General features: G+C 72.0%; 12 protein-coding genes. 5 read left to right on the forward strand and 7 right to left on the reverse strand.

Annotated features, from left to right (window positions below; all coding sequences use genetic code 11):
• The first annotated feature begins 3 nt into the window (after positions 1–3).
• The 5 genes from FE374_RS04740 to FE374_RS04760 all read left to right on the forward strand — a co-directional run bounded on the left by FE374_RS04740 (position 4) and on the right by FE374_RS04760 (position 9,011).
• Positions 4–2,517 (forward strand): helix-turn-helix transcriptional regulator, encoded by a 2,514-nt coding sequence (locus FE374_RS04740; RefSeq protein WP_230978454.1) that lies wholly within the window; start codon positions 4–6, stop codon positions 2,515–2,517.
• Between the two features lie 352 nt (positions 2,518–2,869).
• Positions 2,870–4,033: an IniB N-terminal domain-containing protein gene (locus tag FE374_RS04745; RefSeq protein ID WP_139927474.1), complete on the forward strand. Its 1,164-nt coding sequence runs from the start codon at positions 2,870–2,872 to the stop codon at positions 4,031–4,033.
• A 238-nt stretch (positions 4,034–4,271) separates the two neighbouring features.
• Positions 4,272–5,489: an IniB N-terminal domain-containing protein gene (locus tag FE374_RS04750; protein ID WP_139927475.1), complete on the forward strand. Its 1,218-nt coding sequence runs from the start codon at positions 4,272–4,274 to the stop codon at positions 5,487–5,489.
• A gap of 103 nt (positions 5,490–5,592) precedes the next feature.
• Positions 5,593–7,494 (forward strand): dynamin family protein, encoded by a 1,902-nt coding sequence (locus tag FE374_RS04755; protein ID WP_139927476.1) that lies wholly within the window; start codon positions 5,593–5,595, stop codon positions 7,492–7,494.
• Positions 7,491–9,011 (forward strand): dynamin family protein, encoded by a 1,521-nt coding sequence (locus tag FE374_RS04760; RefSeq protein WP_139927477.1) that lies wholly within the window; start codon positions 7,491–7,493, stop codon positions 9,009–9,011. The genes FE374_RS04755 and FE374_RS04760 overlap by 4 nt, the downstream gene beginning before the upstream one ends.
• Here FE374_RS04760 and FE374_RS04765 read toward each other — a convergent pair.
• From FE374_RS04765 to FE374_RS04790, 7 genes are all read right to left on the reverse strand, one after another.
• Complete coding sequence (locus tag FE374_RS04765; protein ID WP_139927478.1) at positions 8,979–9,473, reverse strand: hypothetical protein; 495 nt, start codon at positions 9,471–9,473, stop codon at positions 8,979–8,981. The genes FE374_RS04760 and FE374_RS04765 overlap by 33 nt on opposite strands.
• 481 nt (positions 9,474–9,954) lie before the next feature.
• Positions 9,955–11,589 carry a DUF885 domain-containing protein gene (locus FE374_RS04770; RefSeq protein WP_139931347.1) on the reverse strand — a complete coding sequence of 545 codons (1,635 nt, stop codon included), beginning with the start codon at positions 11,587–11,589 and terminating at the stop codon, positions 9,955–9,957.
• 192 nt (positions 11,590–11,781) lie between these two features.
• Positions 11,782–12,570 carry a class I SAM-dependent methyltransferase gene (locus FE374_RS04775; RefSeq protein WP_223173645.1) on the reverse strand — a complete coding sequence of 263 codons (789 nt, stop codon included), beginning with the start codon at positions 12,568–12,570 and terminating at the stop codon, positions 11,782–11,784.
• A 244-nt stretch (positions 12,571–12,814) separates the two neighbouring features.
• Positions 12,815–13,186 carry an acyl-CoA carboxylase subunit epsilon gene (locus tag FE374_RS19735; RefSeq protein ID WP_230978455.1) on the reverse strand — a complete coding sequence of 124 codons (372 nt, stop codon included), beginning with the start codon at positions 13,184–13,186 and terminating at the stop codon, positions 12,815–12,817.
• Entirely contained in the window at positions 13,183–14,715 is a 1,533-nt protein-coding gene (locus tag FE374_RS04785; protein WP_230978542.1) for an acyl-CoA carboxylase subunit beta, read from the reverse strand. Before FE374_RS04785 ends, FE374_RS19735 begins: the two co-directional genes overlap by 4 nt.
• Positions 14,716–14,980: 265 nt before the next feature.
• Entirely contained in the window at positions 14,981–15,139 is a 159-nt protein-coding gene (locus tag FE374_RS19105; RefSeq protein ID WP_168205600.1) for a hypothetical protein, read from the reverse strand.
• Positions 15,139–15,906, reverse strand: coding sequence for a class E sortase (locus FE374_RS04790; RefSeq protein WP_139927479.1), 768 nt, complete (start codon positions 15,904–15,906; stop codon positions 15,139–15,141). Before FE374_RS04790 ends, FE374_RS19105 begins: the two co-directional genes overlap by 1 nt.
• Positions 15,907–15,936: the final 30 nt, after the last annotated feature.

A 15,936-nucleotide genomic window follows, 5' to 3' on the forward strand; every position in this document is an offset into this window, starting at 1 on the left:
GTCATGTCGCCCCTTCGCGGCCTACGCGGGCCCGCCGCCGCGCTTCGTGAGGAGCTCGCGGTCGATGCCCACCGACGGCTGCTCGTCGGCGTCTCCGGACCGGGCGGAACCGGGAAAACCTCCCTCCTCACCGACCTGATGTCCGTGTACAGGGCCGCCGGGTTCGAGATCCGCGACGGGCGCGACCCGGTCGCCGACGCCTCCGAGTACACGGCGGTGCTGGTCGACGACGCCCACGAGCTCGCGCCGGCGGTGACTGACCGGCTGCACGGACTCGTGGAGGGGTCGGAGTGCCACCTCGTGGTCGCGTCCCGGCCGTGGCCGCAGACCCCGCCCCTGCGGGCGCTGCTCGCCACTCTCGACCTGCAGCATCCGCCGGTCTCGCTCGGGCCACTGAGCCGTGACGACGTCGCGCTGCTGGTCGCTCACCCGCGCGGACAGGCGCTCCCGGCCGCCGTCGTGGAGAGCCTCACCGAGGCCACCGGAGGGATGCCGTGGCTCGTGCAGCGCGTGGTCGCGGCATGGTCCCGCGAGGGCATCACCCTGCAGCCGGCCGAGGTGCTCGCCCAGCTCGGCCGTCAGCTCGAGCATCTCGACGACCCCCTGCGCGCGTTGCTGCTCGACCTCGCCGTCGGCTTCGACCCGGCGGGTGCGACGCCGCCGCCGGTGCTCGACGCCGACCCCAGCGGCACGGAGGAGGTCCTCGCGCAGGCCCGGGCTGCCGGCTTCATGTCCCCGAGCGGGTCGCTGATCCCGCTGGTGGGAGATGCGATGGTCGCGGCGACGCCGACCCACCAGGTCCGGTCGCGTCAACGTGCGCTCCTCGAAGCCATCGACGTCTCGGGGCGCCCGCTCAACGGCGTCGCCTCCCGGCTGGCTCGCAGCGGCATCGAGGACCCGCGCGTCGCCGAGGCGCTGGTGGCTCAGGGCGACACGCTGCTGCCCCGAGACCCCGCCAAGGCCTTCGAGGTCTATTCGCAGGCCGTCGCGGCAGGCGCAGACCACACCGCCCTGGCAGCGCGTCGCGCTCAGGCGGCCGCGCTCTCGGGCAACCTCGACCCCGCTGGGCGGCTGGTCGACGAGCTGCTCTCGCTGCCCGAACCGCCCGACCTGGGCCGGGCGGTCGACGTCGCAGCGGAGGTCTGGTCGCGCCGCGGGATGCTGTCGCGAAGCGCGGACGTCTACCGCTGGCTGGGCCCCGATAGAATTGGTGCTTCTGCCCCGCTCGCCGCGATCGCGCTGGTCGGCTGTGGCGACCGCGCCGGCATGGACGACATGCTGGCGGCAGCCGGCCCCCCGACGTCACCCACCCTGCTGGCCGCGGTGCCCACGTTGGTGTGCGAAGGCCTGCGCGAGACGCTCGACAGCGCGTCCACGAACGCCATGGGCTCCCTGGTCCGCGCCTCGGACATGATGACGGCGAGCGGTTCTACGCTGCCGATGCCGATGAACCCGGCCGCGTTGGCCGCGCTGGTGGCCCTGCACCTGGGCGAGCTGGCGGTTGCGGAGTCGGTCACCGAGGACGCGCTTGCCGGAAACCAGGGCGGAGCCGGCTGCCGCCCGCGGCTGTTGCTCATGCGGGCCTGGACCGCGATGCTGCGCGACCGTCCCGACCACGCCCGCGCCGCGATCACCGAGGCCCGCTCCGCCGGCGAGGTCCTCTCCCCGCGCGACGAGCTGTTCCTTCGGGCGCTCGAGGTAGGGCTGGCCCGGCGTACGGACGACCCCCCTGGCCTCGTCCAGGCGTGGGGTCGCGCCCGTGAGTCGATCCTCCACTTCCCGGTAGACCTCTTCACGCTGCTGCCGCTGGGCGAGCTGCTTGTCGCCGCCGCGCGGCTGCGGGACTCCGCGCGCATCGAGGGGCACGTCGCCGAGGCGTGGGCGCTGCTCGGCAGGCTCGGTGACCCGCCCTTGTGGACCGTGCCGCTGCACTGGGCCGAGGTCCATGCGGCCATCCTCGCCGAGCGCCCCGGACAGCTCGGGCCACACGCCGCAGCGCTCGTGCGGGCATCCGGGCAGAGCCACTTCGCCGCGGTCCTCGCCGCGGCGGGCCGAGTCTGGGTCAGCGTGCTGGCCGGCGACGTGGATGTCGAGGCAGTGGAGATCGCCGCGCGTGGCTTGGCATCCGTCGGCCTGACGTGGGACGGCTCCCGCCTGGCCGGGCATGCCGCCGCCCGGGCACCCGAGCGCAAGGACATGGCCCGCCTCCTTGCCCGCGCGCGCGACCTGCACCCTGCCGCCGCACTCGCGCCCGAGCAGGCACCCACGGCACCGCCTGGCAGCAACCGGTCCGGCACCCTCTTGGACGACAGCGGGCTGAGCCCGCGCGAGCGGGAGATCGCCGCCCAGGTGCTGGCCGGCAGGACCTATCGCGAGATCGGCGACGCGATCTACATCTCGCCCCGCACGGTGGAGCACCACGTTGCCCGGATCCGGCGCCGACTCGGTGCCTCCTCCCGGTCCGAGCTCCTCGCCCGCATGCGTATCGCGCTCGGCGAGGAGAGCTGGACGTCCTGACGGCGTTCTCACCCGAGGCCGTGGTGGCCTCGAATCGGCGTGCTTCCGCCCGTTGACCGCTGCTCTGGCGACCTCTGTCCCTTCCTCTGGCGGCCTCGCGCGTGACCGTCGCCGCTCAGGACGTGGAGCCTCCCGGCCCGCATCGGACGATCACCCACCCCCCTCACCCCTGATGCCTCACCCCTGGGTAGTGGACCGGCGTCCGTAGGGGGTTTGGTTGCCCACCCCGCAACGTCGGTAATGCTGAGGGGATCAACTCCCGATGTGGCGCTGACCAGCCCGGTCATACGTTCACGGCAGGTCGAGCGGGCCGCCGCTCGACCCTACGTACTCAACGACGAGGAGAAACCCCATGGCAACCACCATCGCCAGCCAGCTGCTCGAGTTCCTGATGAACCTCATGCGAGACCCCCAGGCCGCGGCCGAGTTCCGCGCCGACCCCGAGGCCGCACTCGACTCCGCTGGCCTCGCCGACGTCTGCAGCGCCGACGTGGACGCGGTCATGCCCGTCGTGATGGACCACGCGGTGAAGGTTGGCTCCTCCTTCGGACGCGAGGCCCGGGACGGCCGCGACGGCCGTGACGGTAGGGATGGGCGCGACGGCCGGGACGGCCGGGATGGTCGTGACGGGCACGGACACAAGGACGACGACAAACACGACCGCGACGACGACCACGGTCACGGTCGCGACCACGGTCATGGTCGGGACGACGACGACCACAGCCACGCCGTGCAGCAGATCTCTCACGTGGTGAACAACTACTCCTACACCTCCACGGTCGACGACCGGGACACCATCACCGACCAGTCGGTCAACCAGAACATCTGGGCAAAGGGCGACGTGAACCAGTGGTTCGACAACGACGCCATGATCGCCTCCGGTGACGACTCGATCGCGGCCGGCGGTGACGTGGACGTGGACAACTCCACGAACAACTCCATCAACGTGCTGGCGCACGACTCCAACGTGGAGATCGGCAACACCGACGTCGACATCAACGACTCGTTCAACGACGACCACTCCACGGACAACTCCGACCACTCGACGAACGTCATCAACGACTCGTTCAACGACAACTCGGACAACTCCACCAACCTCGACGTCGACATCGACGACTCCTTCAACGACGAGTCGGTCGACGTGGACGTGGACGTGGACGACTCCTTCAACCAGGACAACGACGGCGTGGACATCGAGGAGGTCGACGTCGACGACTCCTTCAACCAGGACAACGACGGCATCGACGTCGAAGAGGTCGACGTCGACGTGGACAACTCCAACCAGGACAACGTCACGATCTCCGACAACGAGGTCGGCAACACCGAGATCTCGGACAACGTCGTCATCGCGGACAACGAGGTGGGCAACACCGAGATCACAGACAACGTCGTCATCGAGGACTCCTTCGACGACAACTTCTCGAACAACTTCACCGACGACGACGTCCTCGACATCGACGACCAGGACTTCGTGGACGTCGACAACACGGCCAACGACAACGAGCTGGAGCTCTGACGCTCCGACCGACCCGCCGGCCGGCCGTCGCAGCAGTCGCGAGGGCCGGCCGGCGTCTCCACCAGCCCCTACGGGCGCCCCGGGAGCGAACCCCTAGTCCCCGAATCGGTGATCCCCCTCCAGGTACTCCCAGGCAGGGGGCCACTCCCCGATGTGACCGCTTTCGCGCCGGACATACGTTCACAGTCACCGGACGGGCCGCCGTCCGCAAGACCGTTCCCAAGGATGAGGACACTTCATGACCAACATCGCCACCTCGCTGCTCGATTTCATTCTGGGCTTGCTCAGGGATCCCGAAGCGGCGGAGAAGTTCAAGGACGACCCGGAGGGCGAGCTGCACAAGGCAGGCCTGGACGACGTCAGCAGCGACGACGTCGACGCGGTGCTCCCAGTCGTGCTCGACTACGCGCCGGTCCGGGTCGACTCCTCCTTCGACCGCAACTACGACACCGGCGGCAACAGCTCGTGGGCTGGGCAGAGCGGCGGCCGCGACGGCCGTGATGGTCGCGACGGCCGCGACGACGACCATGGTTCCGGTGGTGGCCGTGACCACGGCGGTCGCGACGACGACCACGGCCACGGTGGCCGGGGCGACGACGACCGCGACGACGACCACGGTCGCGACCACGACCGCGGTGGCCGCGGCGACGACGACCACAGCCACGCGGTGCAGCAGATCACGCACGTGGTGAACAACTACTCCTACACCTCCACGGTCGACGACCGGGACACCATCACCGACCAGTCGGTCAACCAGAACATCTGGGCCAAGGGCGACGTGAACCAGTGGTTCGACAACGACGCCATCGTCGCCTCGGGCGCCGGTGCGATCGCCGCCGGCGACGACGTCTCGGTGGACGACTCCACGGACAACTCCACCAACGTGCTGGCGCACGACTCCAACGTGGAGATCGGCAACACCGACGTCGACATCAACGACTCGTTCAACGACGATCACTCCACGGACAACTCCGACCACTCGACGAACGTCATCAACGACTCGTTCAACGACAACTCGGACAACTCCACCAACCTCGACGTCGACATCGACGACTCCTTCAACGACGAGTCGGTCGACGTGGACGTGGACGTGGACGACTCGTTCAACGAGGACAACGACGGCGTGGACATCGAGGAGGTCGACGTCGACGACTCCTTCAACCAGGACAACGACGGCATTGACGTCGAAGAGGTCGATGTCGACGTGGACAACTCCAACCAGGGCAACACCACCATCTCCGACAACGAGGTGGGCAACACCGAGGTCTCGGACAACGTCGTTATCGCGGACAACGAGGTGGGCAACACCGAGATCTCCGACAACGTCGTCATCGAGGACTCCTTCGACGACAACTTCTCGGACAACTTCACCGACGACGACTTCGTCGACTACGACGACCAGGACGTGGTCGACGTGGACAGCTCCCTGAACGACAACGACATCGACGCTCCCTGAGGCTTGACGTCACGCTGAAACACCACGGCCGGCCCTGCGCGATTTCCAATTGCGCGGGGCCGGCCCTGTGGTGCGATAGGGGTCCAGCGCCGAAGGGGGCACCGTGGCCGATCTGGTGAAACTTGTCGAACAGACCATCGCGCTGGTGCGCGACGGAGATCGGGCAGACCTGAGCCGCCGCCTCGAGCACACCCGGCAGCGGCTGCTCGACCCGAGCATCCGCGTCATCGTGGTGGGGGAGTTCAAGCAGGGCAAGAGCATGCTCATCAACGCCCTCGTCGGGGCGCCGGTGTGCCCGGTGGACGACGACATCGCCACCGCGGTGCCCACCGTCGTGCGCCACGGCGCGGCACCGTCCGCCGTCGTCCTCGTCCCCGACCCCGGCGGGACCGACGCCGAACCGACGGTGCAGCGACGGCCCGTCCCGCTGGAGGAGCTGCCCGCCTACGTGGGGGAGGCGGGCAACCCCGGCAACGTCAAGGGCCTCCTCGGTGCGGAGGTCACCCTGCCGCGGGCGATCCTCGCCGGCGGCCTCGCGATCATCGACTCCCCGGGGGTCGGCGGGCTGGACTCCGCGCACGCGCTGACCACCCTCACCGCCCTGCCCACCGCGGACGCCATGCTGCTGGTCTCGGACGCCTCCCAGGAGTACACCGAGCCGGAGGTCGCGTTCTTGCGTCAGTCCATGCGGGTGTGCCCCAACGTGGCCGGGGTGCTGTCCAAGACGGATCTGTACCCGCAGTGGCGCCAGGTCGCGCAGATCGACCGCGGCCACCTCGCCAAGGTGGACGAGGAGATCCCGCTGTTCCCCGTCTCCTCGGTGCTGCGCCTGCAGGCCGGTCGGGCCAAGAGCCAGGAGCTGAACGAGGAGTCCGGCTTCCCCGGGCTGATCGGCTACCTGCGCCGCGAGATCGTGGGCCAGGCCGAGCGGCTGCAGCGCCGGTCCGTCGCCCAGGACCTGCGCTCCACCGCCGAGCACCTACGCCTGTCGTTGAGCTCCGAGCTCGCCGCCCTGGAGAACCCCGAGGGCACCCCGCAGCTGCTCGCCGAGCTGGAGGTCGCCAAGGAGCACGCCGACGAGCAGCGCAAGAAGTCCGCCCGCTGGCAGGTGACCCTGAACGACGGCGTCGCCGACCTCATCTCCGACATGGAGTTCGACCTGCGCGACCGGCTGCGGGCGGTCCAGCGTGATGCCGAGGCGGCCATCGACGCCGGAGACCCCGGCCCGGTGTGGGACCAGTTCACCGACTGGCTCGAGCAGCGGGTGGCCGCGACCGTCTCCGAGACGTTCCTCTGGACCTCCGAACGCTCCCAGTGGCTGGCCGAGCAGGTGGGCGCGCTCTTCGCCCAGGACGAGCTGCGCCTGCCGGTCCTCCGCGTCGACGACACCGACGACGTGCTCGACCCGGTACCGCTGGTGCCGGACCTCGACGCCGGGCATCTCTCGGTGACGCAGAAGGTGCTCATCGGCATGCGAGGCTCCTACGGCGGGGTGCTGATGTTCGGTCTGCTCACCGGCATCGCCGGCATGGCGCTCATCAACCCCATCTCCGTGGCCGCGGGGGTCCTGCTCGGCGGGAAGGTTTATCGCGAGGACAAGGAGGCGCGGCTGCGGCGGCGGCAGGGCGAGGCCAAGAGCATCGTGCGCCGGCAGATCGACGACGTCAGCTTCCAAGTGGGAAAGCAGCTACGCGACCGCCTCCGGATCGTTCAGCGCACCATCCGCGACCACTTCACCGAGATCGCCGAGGAGCACCACCGGTCGCTGAGCGACTCCGTGGTCGCGGCACAGCGGGCAGCCAGCATCTTCTCGGCCGAACGCGACCAGCGCATCGCCGTGCTCAAGATCGACCTCAACCGGGTGGACGCGCTGGCCCGCAAGGCGGACGCGCTGGAGACGGCTGACGCCGAGGCACCAGAGCCCAGGTCGGCTCGCGCCGGCCGGGCGGGGACTCCGTCGCGGGTGGGACGACCTCGTGGCGGTGCGGTGGTGGCCGAGGCATGAGCACCGAGGGTGGGGTGCGGCTCCTGCTCCGGGAGGCCTTGGAGGTCTACGCGGACGACCCCGTTGCGGCCACGTCCTTGCACGGCTGGGCGAGCCGCCTCGACGGCCCGCTGCGGGTGGCCATCGCCGGGATGGTCAAGGCCGGCAAGTCCACCCTGCTCAACGCCATCCTCGGCGAGGAGCTCGCACCCACGGACACCGGTGAGTGCACCCGGGTGGTCACGTGGTACCGCCACGGGGCCACGCCCCGCGTGACCCTCTACCCCCGCGACGGCGAGCCGCGGCAGCTACCGCTGCGCCGGGTGGAGGGCCGGTTGCGCCTCGACCTCGGCGGGACGCCCGCGGAGGAGGTCGCTCGCCTGGTGGTGGACTGGCCCACAGCGGGCCTGCGGGACCTCACGCTCATCGACACACCCGGCATCGCCTCGCTCTCCACGGACGTCTCGGCACGGGCGACGGCGTTCCTCACGCCCGAGGACAGCCCCTCGGAGGCCGACGCCGTCGTGTACCTCATGCGGCACATGCACGGCTCCGACATCCACTTCCTCGAGTCCTTCCGCGACGCCGAGGCCGGCCGCTCCGGCACGGTGAACGCGCTGGCGGTCCTCTCGCGCGCGGACGAGGTGGGCGCCGGCCGGCTGGACTCGATGATCTCCGCGCGGGACGTCGCCCGCCGCTACCGTGAGGACCCCTCGCTGCGGCCGCTCGCCCTCTCGGTCGTCCCCATCGCCGGGCTGCTGGCGCAGAGCGCCCGGACACTGCGCCAGTCCGAGTTCGCCGCGCTGCGCGAGCTCGCCGAGCTCGGGCGCGAAGAGCGTGAACGGTTGCTCCTGTCCGCCGACCGGTTCACCCGCGCCGAGATCACGCCGGCCGTCGACGTGACCATGCGGGCCGCGCTGGTGGAGCGGCTGGGCCTGTTCGGGCTGCGGCTCGCGCTGGTGCTGATCCGCAGCGGACTGGACGACCCGACCGACCTGGCCCGCGAGCTGGCACGGCGCAGCGGCCTCGGCGAGCTGCAGCGCCTCATCGACGGGCAGTTCCAGGCCCGGTCCGCGCAGCTGAAGGCGCGCACCGCGCTGGTGGGTTTGGAGACCCTGCTGCGGACGCGTCCCCGGCCGGGGACCGAGCGGCTGGCCACCGAGCTCGAGCGCATCCAGGCGGGGGCGCACGAGTTCCGCGAGCTGCGGCTGCTGGGGACCGCGCGGACCGTCGGCCTGGGGCTGCCGCGGGACCTGGAGGCCGAGGCCGAGCGGCTCGTCGGGGGCCGGGGCGTGGCACCCGCCCGGCGCCTGAACCTGGCCGACGGTGCGAGCGACGCGAAGATCCGGGCCGCCGCGCTCGAGAGCCTGCGCCGCTGGCGAGCACTGGCGGAGAACCCGCTCACCGACCGGTCCACGGCTGGTGCGTGCGAGGTCGTCGCGCGCAGCTGTGAGGCCCTGGTCGTCGCCGCCCAGCCGGTCGCGGGGCCCACCACCCGCCCGCAGCTACGCCCGGAACCAGCGCGAGGCGGCGGGTGACAGGCTGACGATCCAGGCCACGACGGCCAGCCCGAGCTGGATCAGCAGCGGCCAGCGCACCGCGGCGCCCGCACCGCCCGGCGCCGCGAGGTAGGCCTCCGCCAGCACCATGACCGCCGCGTGGACCACCAGGACGAAGAACGCGGCCACCCGCGGCCACGCGCGCCGGCGCATCATCGTGCGCAGCAGCAGCGCCTCGAGGACCACGACGAGGGCGATCGCGCCGAGCGAGCCCCAGAAGACCAGGTTCGCCAGCGCCTCGAGGGTGGCGGCGTCCCGTCCGGGGGCGAGGTCGGTGACCGTCTCGAGCAGCCGCTGCTTGCCGTCGTCCCGATTGAGCCAGGAGAAGCCGACGGCGACGAGGCCGGCCACGAAGCTGAGCAGCCACAGCGTGCGGCTGGTGCGCAGGGCGCCGGGGGCCTCGACCTCGCGGTGGACAGGCGCGTCCGCCTGGTAGGTCACGGGCGGCCGCTGGGGCGGTCCGGGCTGGCTTCCCGGCTGAGGCGGCCCCGGCTGCGACGGGGCGACGTGCACCGTCGTCTCGTCACCAAGCGGCTGCGGGCCCGGCACGTTCGACCCCGGAGGCTGCGCCGTCGGGCCTACCGCCGCCGGCCCTGAGCTCGACGGCGGCTCTGCGGCCGGATCTCGCGGGTCGGGGATTCGTGGGGTGTCGGCCGCGTGACGACCCGCCGGCCCCCCGCGCCGCTGCTGCCGTGAGAGGTGGGACCCCTGCTCCTCGGACATGCGGGCAATCTAACCCGCCCTGCCGTGGTGCGTCCGCCGATCCGGGGAGGCGGGGACATCTGTCCGGCGATCCGGTTCGGACCCTCGCCCACGACCGGTCGTCGAGCGACTGTCGTCGGGCCGGGCGACCGTGGCCCACCACCCTCGCTCGGCCCGACGACCCTCGCTCGACGCGCTACGAGCTCTTAACGACCGAGCGCTACACCAGCGCCTCGCGCAGCACGTCGAGGCCGACCGAGCCGATGTCCAGCGCCCGGCGGTGGAACGCCTTGAGGTCGAGCTCGCCGCCGTCCCGCCGCGCGGCCGTCCCCGCGTCGTCGCGGATCTCCTCCCACAGCCGCTGACCGATCTTGTAGGCCGGGGCCTGCCCCGGCCAGCCGAGGTACCGGTCCAGCTCGAAGGCGAGGAAACCCTCGGCCATGTTGGCGTTGGCCTTGAGGAAGGGCCACGCCTTGGCGGCGTCCCAGGTGCCCCCGCCCCACTCGTCGGGGGCCGGCTTGCCCAGGTGCACCCCGATGTCGAGCACCACCCGCGCGGCACGCAGCCGCTGCCCGTCGAGCATGCCCATCCGGTCGCCCGGGTCGTCGAGGAAGCCCAGATCGGCCATGAGCCGCTCGGCGTACAGCGCCCAGCCCTCGCCGTGGCCGCTGACCCAGGAGGCCATCCGCCGCCACATGTTCAGCAGGCCCGAGCGGTAGACGGTCTGCCCGATCTGCAGGTGATGCCCCGGCACCCCCTCGTGGTAGACGGTCGTCTTCTCCCGCCAGGTGGCGAAGTCGGTCACGCCCGCCGGCACCGACCACCACATCCGCCCCGGGCGGGAGAAGTCGGCGCTGGGCCCGGTGTAGTAGATGCCGCCGGACTGGGTCGGGGCGATCATGCACTCCAGCCGCCGGACCGGTTCGGGGATGTCGAACTGCGCGTCCGTCAGCGCGGCGACGGCCTCGTCGGAGGTGGCCTGCATCCACTCGCGCAGGGCAGGCGTGCCGTGCAGCATGCGGTCGGGGTCCTTGTCGAGCCGGTCCATCGCCTCACGGATGCCGGTCCCCGGGCCGTAGAGCTCCTCGGCCACCGCCTGCTGCTCCGCGACGACCCGGGCCAGGTCCTCCTGCCCCCAGGCGTAGGTCTCGTCGAGGTCGACGACGGCGCCCAAGAAGTACCGCGACCACAGCCCGTAGCGCTCGCGGCCCACGGCGTCGAGCTCCGGGGCGTCGGGGGCGAGCTCCTCGCCGAGCATCCGGGCCAGGTCGGCGTAGGCCTGCCGGGCGTCACGCGCCCCGGCCTCGAGCTCGGCGGCGAGCGCCCGGTGTGGGGCCTCGCCGTCGGGCTGGGCGCCGGCGGTGAAGGTGGTGAAGAAGGAGGTGTCGGCGTCGGCGAGCTCGTCGGCCTGCTTCAGGCACGCCTCCACCTGGCGCAGGGCCGCCACGTGGCCGGCGCCGCGGGCGGCGAGGAGGGAGTCCTGGTAGCCGTCGAGCGCCGCGGGCACGGCGCGCAGGCGTTCGGCGATGGTCTCCCAGTCGGCAGCGGTGGCGGTGGGCATGAGGTCGAAGACCTCGCGCACGGCCTGGACCGGAGAGGCGATGACGTTCAGCTCGCGGGTGAGCTCGCCGGCGTCGGCCAGCTCGACGGCGACCCCCAGGCGCTCACGCATCGCGGCGTGGGTGACGCGGTCGACGCCGTCGACCGGCGCGACGGCCTCGAGCTCGGCGAGCGTGGCCCGGTCGAGGTCGGTGCGTGCGGCGAGCCCGGCGGGGGAGAGGTCGGGCATCTCGTGGTCGTGGCCGGGCAGGCCCAGACTGGTGGCCTCGAGCGGGTCGAGCGCGATGCGCCGCATGACGTAGGCGTCGGCGACGGCGTCGGTCGGGGTGGGCTGGCGTGTCTCGGTCACCCGACGAGCCTACGGCCCCCTCCCCGCCGGGCGAGAGGTCACCCTCTCCGCCGCCGGTCACCTGTTCCGCGAGATGTCATCTTCCGCCACAAGCCAACTTCTCGGCGACATGTCATCTTCTCCGTCAGATGTCACCGCTCAGCGGCGGCGACCACGGACCGCCCAGGCGCGCGCCGTCAGCTCGATGGCGCCGTCGGCCGAGGGGTGCAGACGCCGCCGGAGCTCGCGTGCCAGCGCGGGGCGGCGCTCCGGCGTGAGCGAGCCGACGTAGGCCGGCGCGGGACCCTGTCCGCCGAGGAACGGTGCCCAGAGGTCGTCGAAGTCGGGAAAGTGCGTGCTGACGGTCAGCGGGCGCGACTCCACCCCGTCCAGGCCGGCCGACCGCCACAGCTCGCCCAGCGGACCGGGCGCGCAGAGCGGGAACCGGTGACGCTCGTCCATCTGCGCGGCACCCGGGTCGACCGTCACGGCAGCGGCCCAGAACTCGCGTAGCAGCTCCATGCCGCCGGCGTAGTCCCACACGTAGGCGGCGACCCAGCCGCCGCGCCGGGTCACCCGCCGCATCTCGGCAACGGCGGCTGACGCGTCCGGTAGGAAGTTGACCACGAGGCCGCTCACGCATCGGTCGACGGCGTCGTCGCCCATGGGCAGGGTGGCCGCGTCACCCACCGTGAAGCGAGCGAGTGGCGAGGCGGTGAGCCGGCGGGCGGTCGCGACGAAGCCGGGTGAGGGGTCGATCGCCAGCACAGCGGAGGGCGCGGCGCCGGTCACGATCGCCGCGGTGACCGCACCGGTGCCGCAGCCGACGTCGAGCCACTCGAGGCCGTCGGGTGCGCCCAGCCACTCGACGAAGGCGGCTGCGAGCGGGCGGCTCCAGCGGCCCATGTACCCCTCGTACGCGTCGCCGGCGTCCCACACGTCCGCCACAGCACGAGCGTACGGGCGGGTCGGTGGGCGGTGCGCGGCGGGGGCCGCGGCGGCTCGCCACCTGGGGCTGCACCGAGGGCTGGTCGGCGGACCGAGGGCTGATGGTCAACCATCAGCCCTCGGTCCGCCGATGCGCCGTCGGCGACCATGGCACCGGCGACGCCCCGACAACATGGCACCGGTAACGCCCTCGATGAGAACATCGCACGGGCCACGTCTCAAGAAACCGGCGGAGCGGACGGTCTCAGGGGTGCAGCGACCAGCGCCACGCGCCGGCGTCCGGCGCCGTGGCCATGCCGAGCACACGCGCGCGCTCGCTCCAGCGGCTGCGCACGCACTCGGCTGCCTCGTCGGGCAGCCCGCCGAGCTCGTCCGCGCGCCCGCGCGCCGCCACGATGCCCGCGACGAGTGCCGCCAGCTCCACCTCGTCCGGCCGGCCGCGCAGCACCCGCACCGCGGGCGAGGTCATCAGCGCCGGGCCGGCGTCCAGCGCGGCCCGGTCGGAGGCGTCGAGCGCCGCCGCGACCACGTCGTCCTCCCCGCCCGAGGACCACTCGGCCGGGGAGACCGAGGTGGGAGCGTCCTGCGGGGGCATCGCCAGGCCCGACGTGCTCACAGCGGGATGTTCCCGTGCTTCTTGGCCGGCCCGCTCGCGCGCTTGGTGCGCAGAGCGCGCAGCGCCTTGACGACCTGGACGCGGGTGTCGGCGGGGGTGATGACGGCGTCGACGAAGCCCCGCTCGGCGGCCTCCCAGGGGTTGACCAGCGTCTCCTCGTACTCGGCGACCAGCCGGGCCCGCTCGGCCTCGACGTCGCCGCCCTCCTCGGCGACCTTCTTCAGCGCACCGCGCTGGAGGATGTTCACCGCCCCGCCGGACCCCATCACGGCGATCTGCGCCGTCGGCCAGGCGAGGTTGACGTCCGCGCCGAGCTTCTTGGACCCCATGACGATGTACGCGCCGCCGTACGCCTTGCGGGTGATGAGCGTGACCAGCGGGACGGTCGCCTCCGCGTAGGCGTAGATGAGCTTCGCGCCGCGCCGGATGATGCCGTTCCACTCCTGGTCGGTGCCGGGCAGGAAGCCGGGCACGTCCACGAACGTCAGGACCGGGATGTTGAACGCGTCGCAGGTGCGCACGAACCGGGCGGCCTTCTCCGCGGCGTTGATGTCCAGCGTCCCGGCCATCTGCTGGGGCTGGTTGGCGACGACGCCCACCGGCCGGCCCTCGACGTGTCCGAACGCGGTGATCATGTTCGGTGCGTAACCCGGCTGGACCTCGAGCATCTCGTGGTCGTCGAGGACGTGCTCGACGACCACGCGCATGTCGTACGGCTGGTTGTCCGAGTCCGGCACGAGCGTGTCGAGCTCGCGGTCGGTGTCGGTCACCTCGAGGGCAGCCTCCGCCTCATCCGCCGAGACCGGCCAGCTCGGCGGCTCGGAGAGGTTGTTGCTGGGCAGGTAGGACAGCAGGGCGCGGACGTAGTCGACCGCGTCGTCCTCGTCGGCCGCCTGGTAGTGGGCGACGCCGGAGCGCTGGTTGTGGGTGGCCGCGCCACCGAGCTCCTCGAAGCCCACCTCCTCGCCGGTGACCGCCTTGATGACGTCGGGACCGGTGATGAACATGTTCGAGGTGCCCTCGGCCATGACGATGAAGTCCGTCAGGGCGGGGGAGTACACCGCGCCGCCGGCGGAGGGTCCCAGGATCAGGGAGATCTGGGGGATCACCCCGGAGGCGGCCACGTTGCGGCGGAAAATCTCCGCGAACTGCGTCAGCGCCGCGACACCCTCCTGGATGCGGGCGCCGCCGCCGTCGGAGATGCCGATGAGCGGCACCCCGGTGGTCAGGGCCATGTCCATGACCTTGGTGATCTTCTGGCCGTGCACCTCGCCCAGCGAGCCGCCGAACACGGTGAAGTCCTGGGAGTAGATGCACACCTGGCGGCCGTCGACCGTGCCGTACCCGGTGACGACGCCGTCACCGGGGATGCGTTTCTTGTCCAGCCCGAAGTTGGACGAGCGGTGGGTGGCGAAGGCGTCGAGCTCGGTGAACGAGCCCGGGTCCAGCAGGGCCTCGATGCGCTCGCGGGCCGACTTCTTGCCGCGCTTGTGCTGCTTCTCGACGGCGGTGGCGGCGGCGTCGGTCAGGTTCTGCTCGCGGGCCGCGAGGTCCGCGACCTTGGCCGCGGTCGTCGGCGGCTGCGCGGGGACGGCCGTCGGGGGCGTTGCCGGCGAGTCCCCGGCCGGGCTGGCCCCGGCAACGGGAGCCGAGAGGTCGATGCTGGAGTCGGTCACTCACGACAGGGTAGTTGTCGCTTCCCTATGACCCGTTGCCGGAGGCGTGCGTGTTCGCTCACGCGCGCTTGTGGGAGTCCCACAAACGCGCGCTGTCGCCGGAGGCTGTCCCGGTGCGCTACCCGGCGACCGTGGTCTCGAACAGCCCGAGACCGGTGGTGACGGCCGGGAACACCCAGACGAACAGGGCCGCCGTCACCGCCGCGACGAGGGTGAGAGCCTGGAGCGCCTTCAGCCACCGCGGGCCGGGCAGCCGCCGCCAGATCGCGGCGTACATCAGGCCACCTCGCCCAGCTCGGCCGGCACGCCGGCCGCGCGAGGGAGCCAGCCGGCGAGCTCGCCGTGGGTGACCCACCGCTGTGCGGTGCTCCACAGCGGGTGGCACGTGGTGAAGGTGATCATCCGGGCCGTCGCCGCCTCGCCCGGCGCCCCGGGGACGGGGGCGATCACGGAGACCTCCTCGGGGGCCACTACGCGGTCTGCGGTGACCCGATAGACCAGCCACGCCTCGGCGGTCTCCACCACGATCGGGTCACCCACCCGCAGCTCGTCGACGCGACGGAACGCCGCGCCGTAGGTCTGCCGGTGCGCGGCCAGCGCGAAGTTCCCCACGGCGCCCGGCGGTGCCGTGCCCGGATAGTGCCCCGCGGCTCCGGTGTCGAGCACCGCCCGCGCGTCGACGCCCTCCAGAACGGGGAGCGCGTGGTCGGTGCCCCACCGAGGCACGTGCACGACGGCGAACCCGGTCCCGGCGGGCACCTCGGCGAGGGTGGGTGGGGCGTCGGTGCGCAGCGGCGAGGCGGGGGAGTCGGCCGGCGTGGCCGGGACGGTCGGGAAGCTGGTCTCGATCGCGACGACGGCGGCCACCTGCGCACGGCCCCCCGTGACGTCCGTCCACCACACCTGCCACACGACGAACAGGGCGAGCACCGCCGCAGCCGTGATCAGCAGCTCACCCAGCACCGACGCGCCGCGGTGGGCGCTGACAGGCGCGGTCACCGCCCGCGGTGCCGGCGGTGCGGCCGCGCCGGTGAGTCTGGTCACATATGGAGGCTAGTTCTGGTCGGACACCGG

The organism is Georgenia yuyongxinii (assembly GCF_006352065.1).
GTDB classification, from domain to species: domain Bacteria; phylum Actinomycetota; class Actinomycetes; order Actinomycetales; family Actinomycetaceae; genus Georgenia; species Georgenia yuyongxinii.

Bases quoted from the DNA above. Each gene is read 5' to 3' on its own strand.
- FE374_RS04770 (WP_139931347.1), bottom strand. From the start codon at position 11,589: ATGCGGCGCATCGCGCTCGACCCGCTCGAGGCCACCAGTCTGGGCCTG.
- FE374_RS04750 (WP_139927475.1), top strand. From the start codon at position 4,272: ATGACCAACATCGCCACCTCGCTGCTCGATTTCATTCTGGGCTTGCTC.
- FE374_RS19105 (WP_168205600.1), bottom strand. From the start codon at position 15,139: ATGTACGCCGCGATCTGGCGGCGGCTGCCCGGCCCGCGGTGGCTGAAG.
- FE374_RS04760 (WP_139927477.1), top strand. From the start codon at position 7,491: ATGAGCACCGAGGGTGGGGTGCGGCTCCTGCTCCGGGAGGCCTTGGAG.
- FE374_RS04740 (WP_230978454.1), top strand. From the start codon at position 4: ATGTCGCCCCTTCGCGGCCTACGCGGGCCCGCCGCCGCGCTTCGTGAG.
- FE374_RS04745 (WP_139927474.1), top strand. From the start codon at position 2,870: ATGGCAACCACCATCGCCAGCCAGCTGCTCGAGTTCCTGATGAACCTC.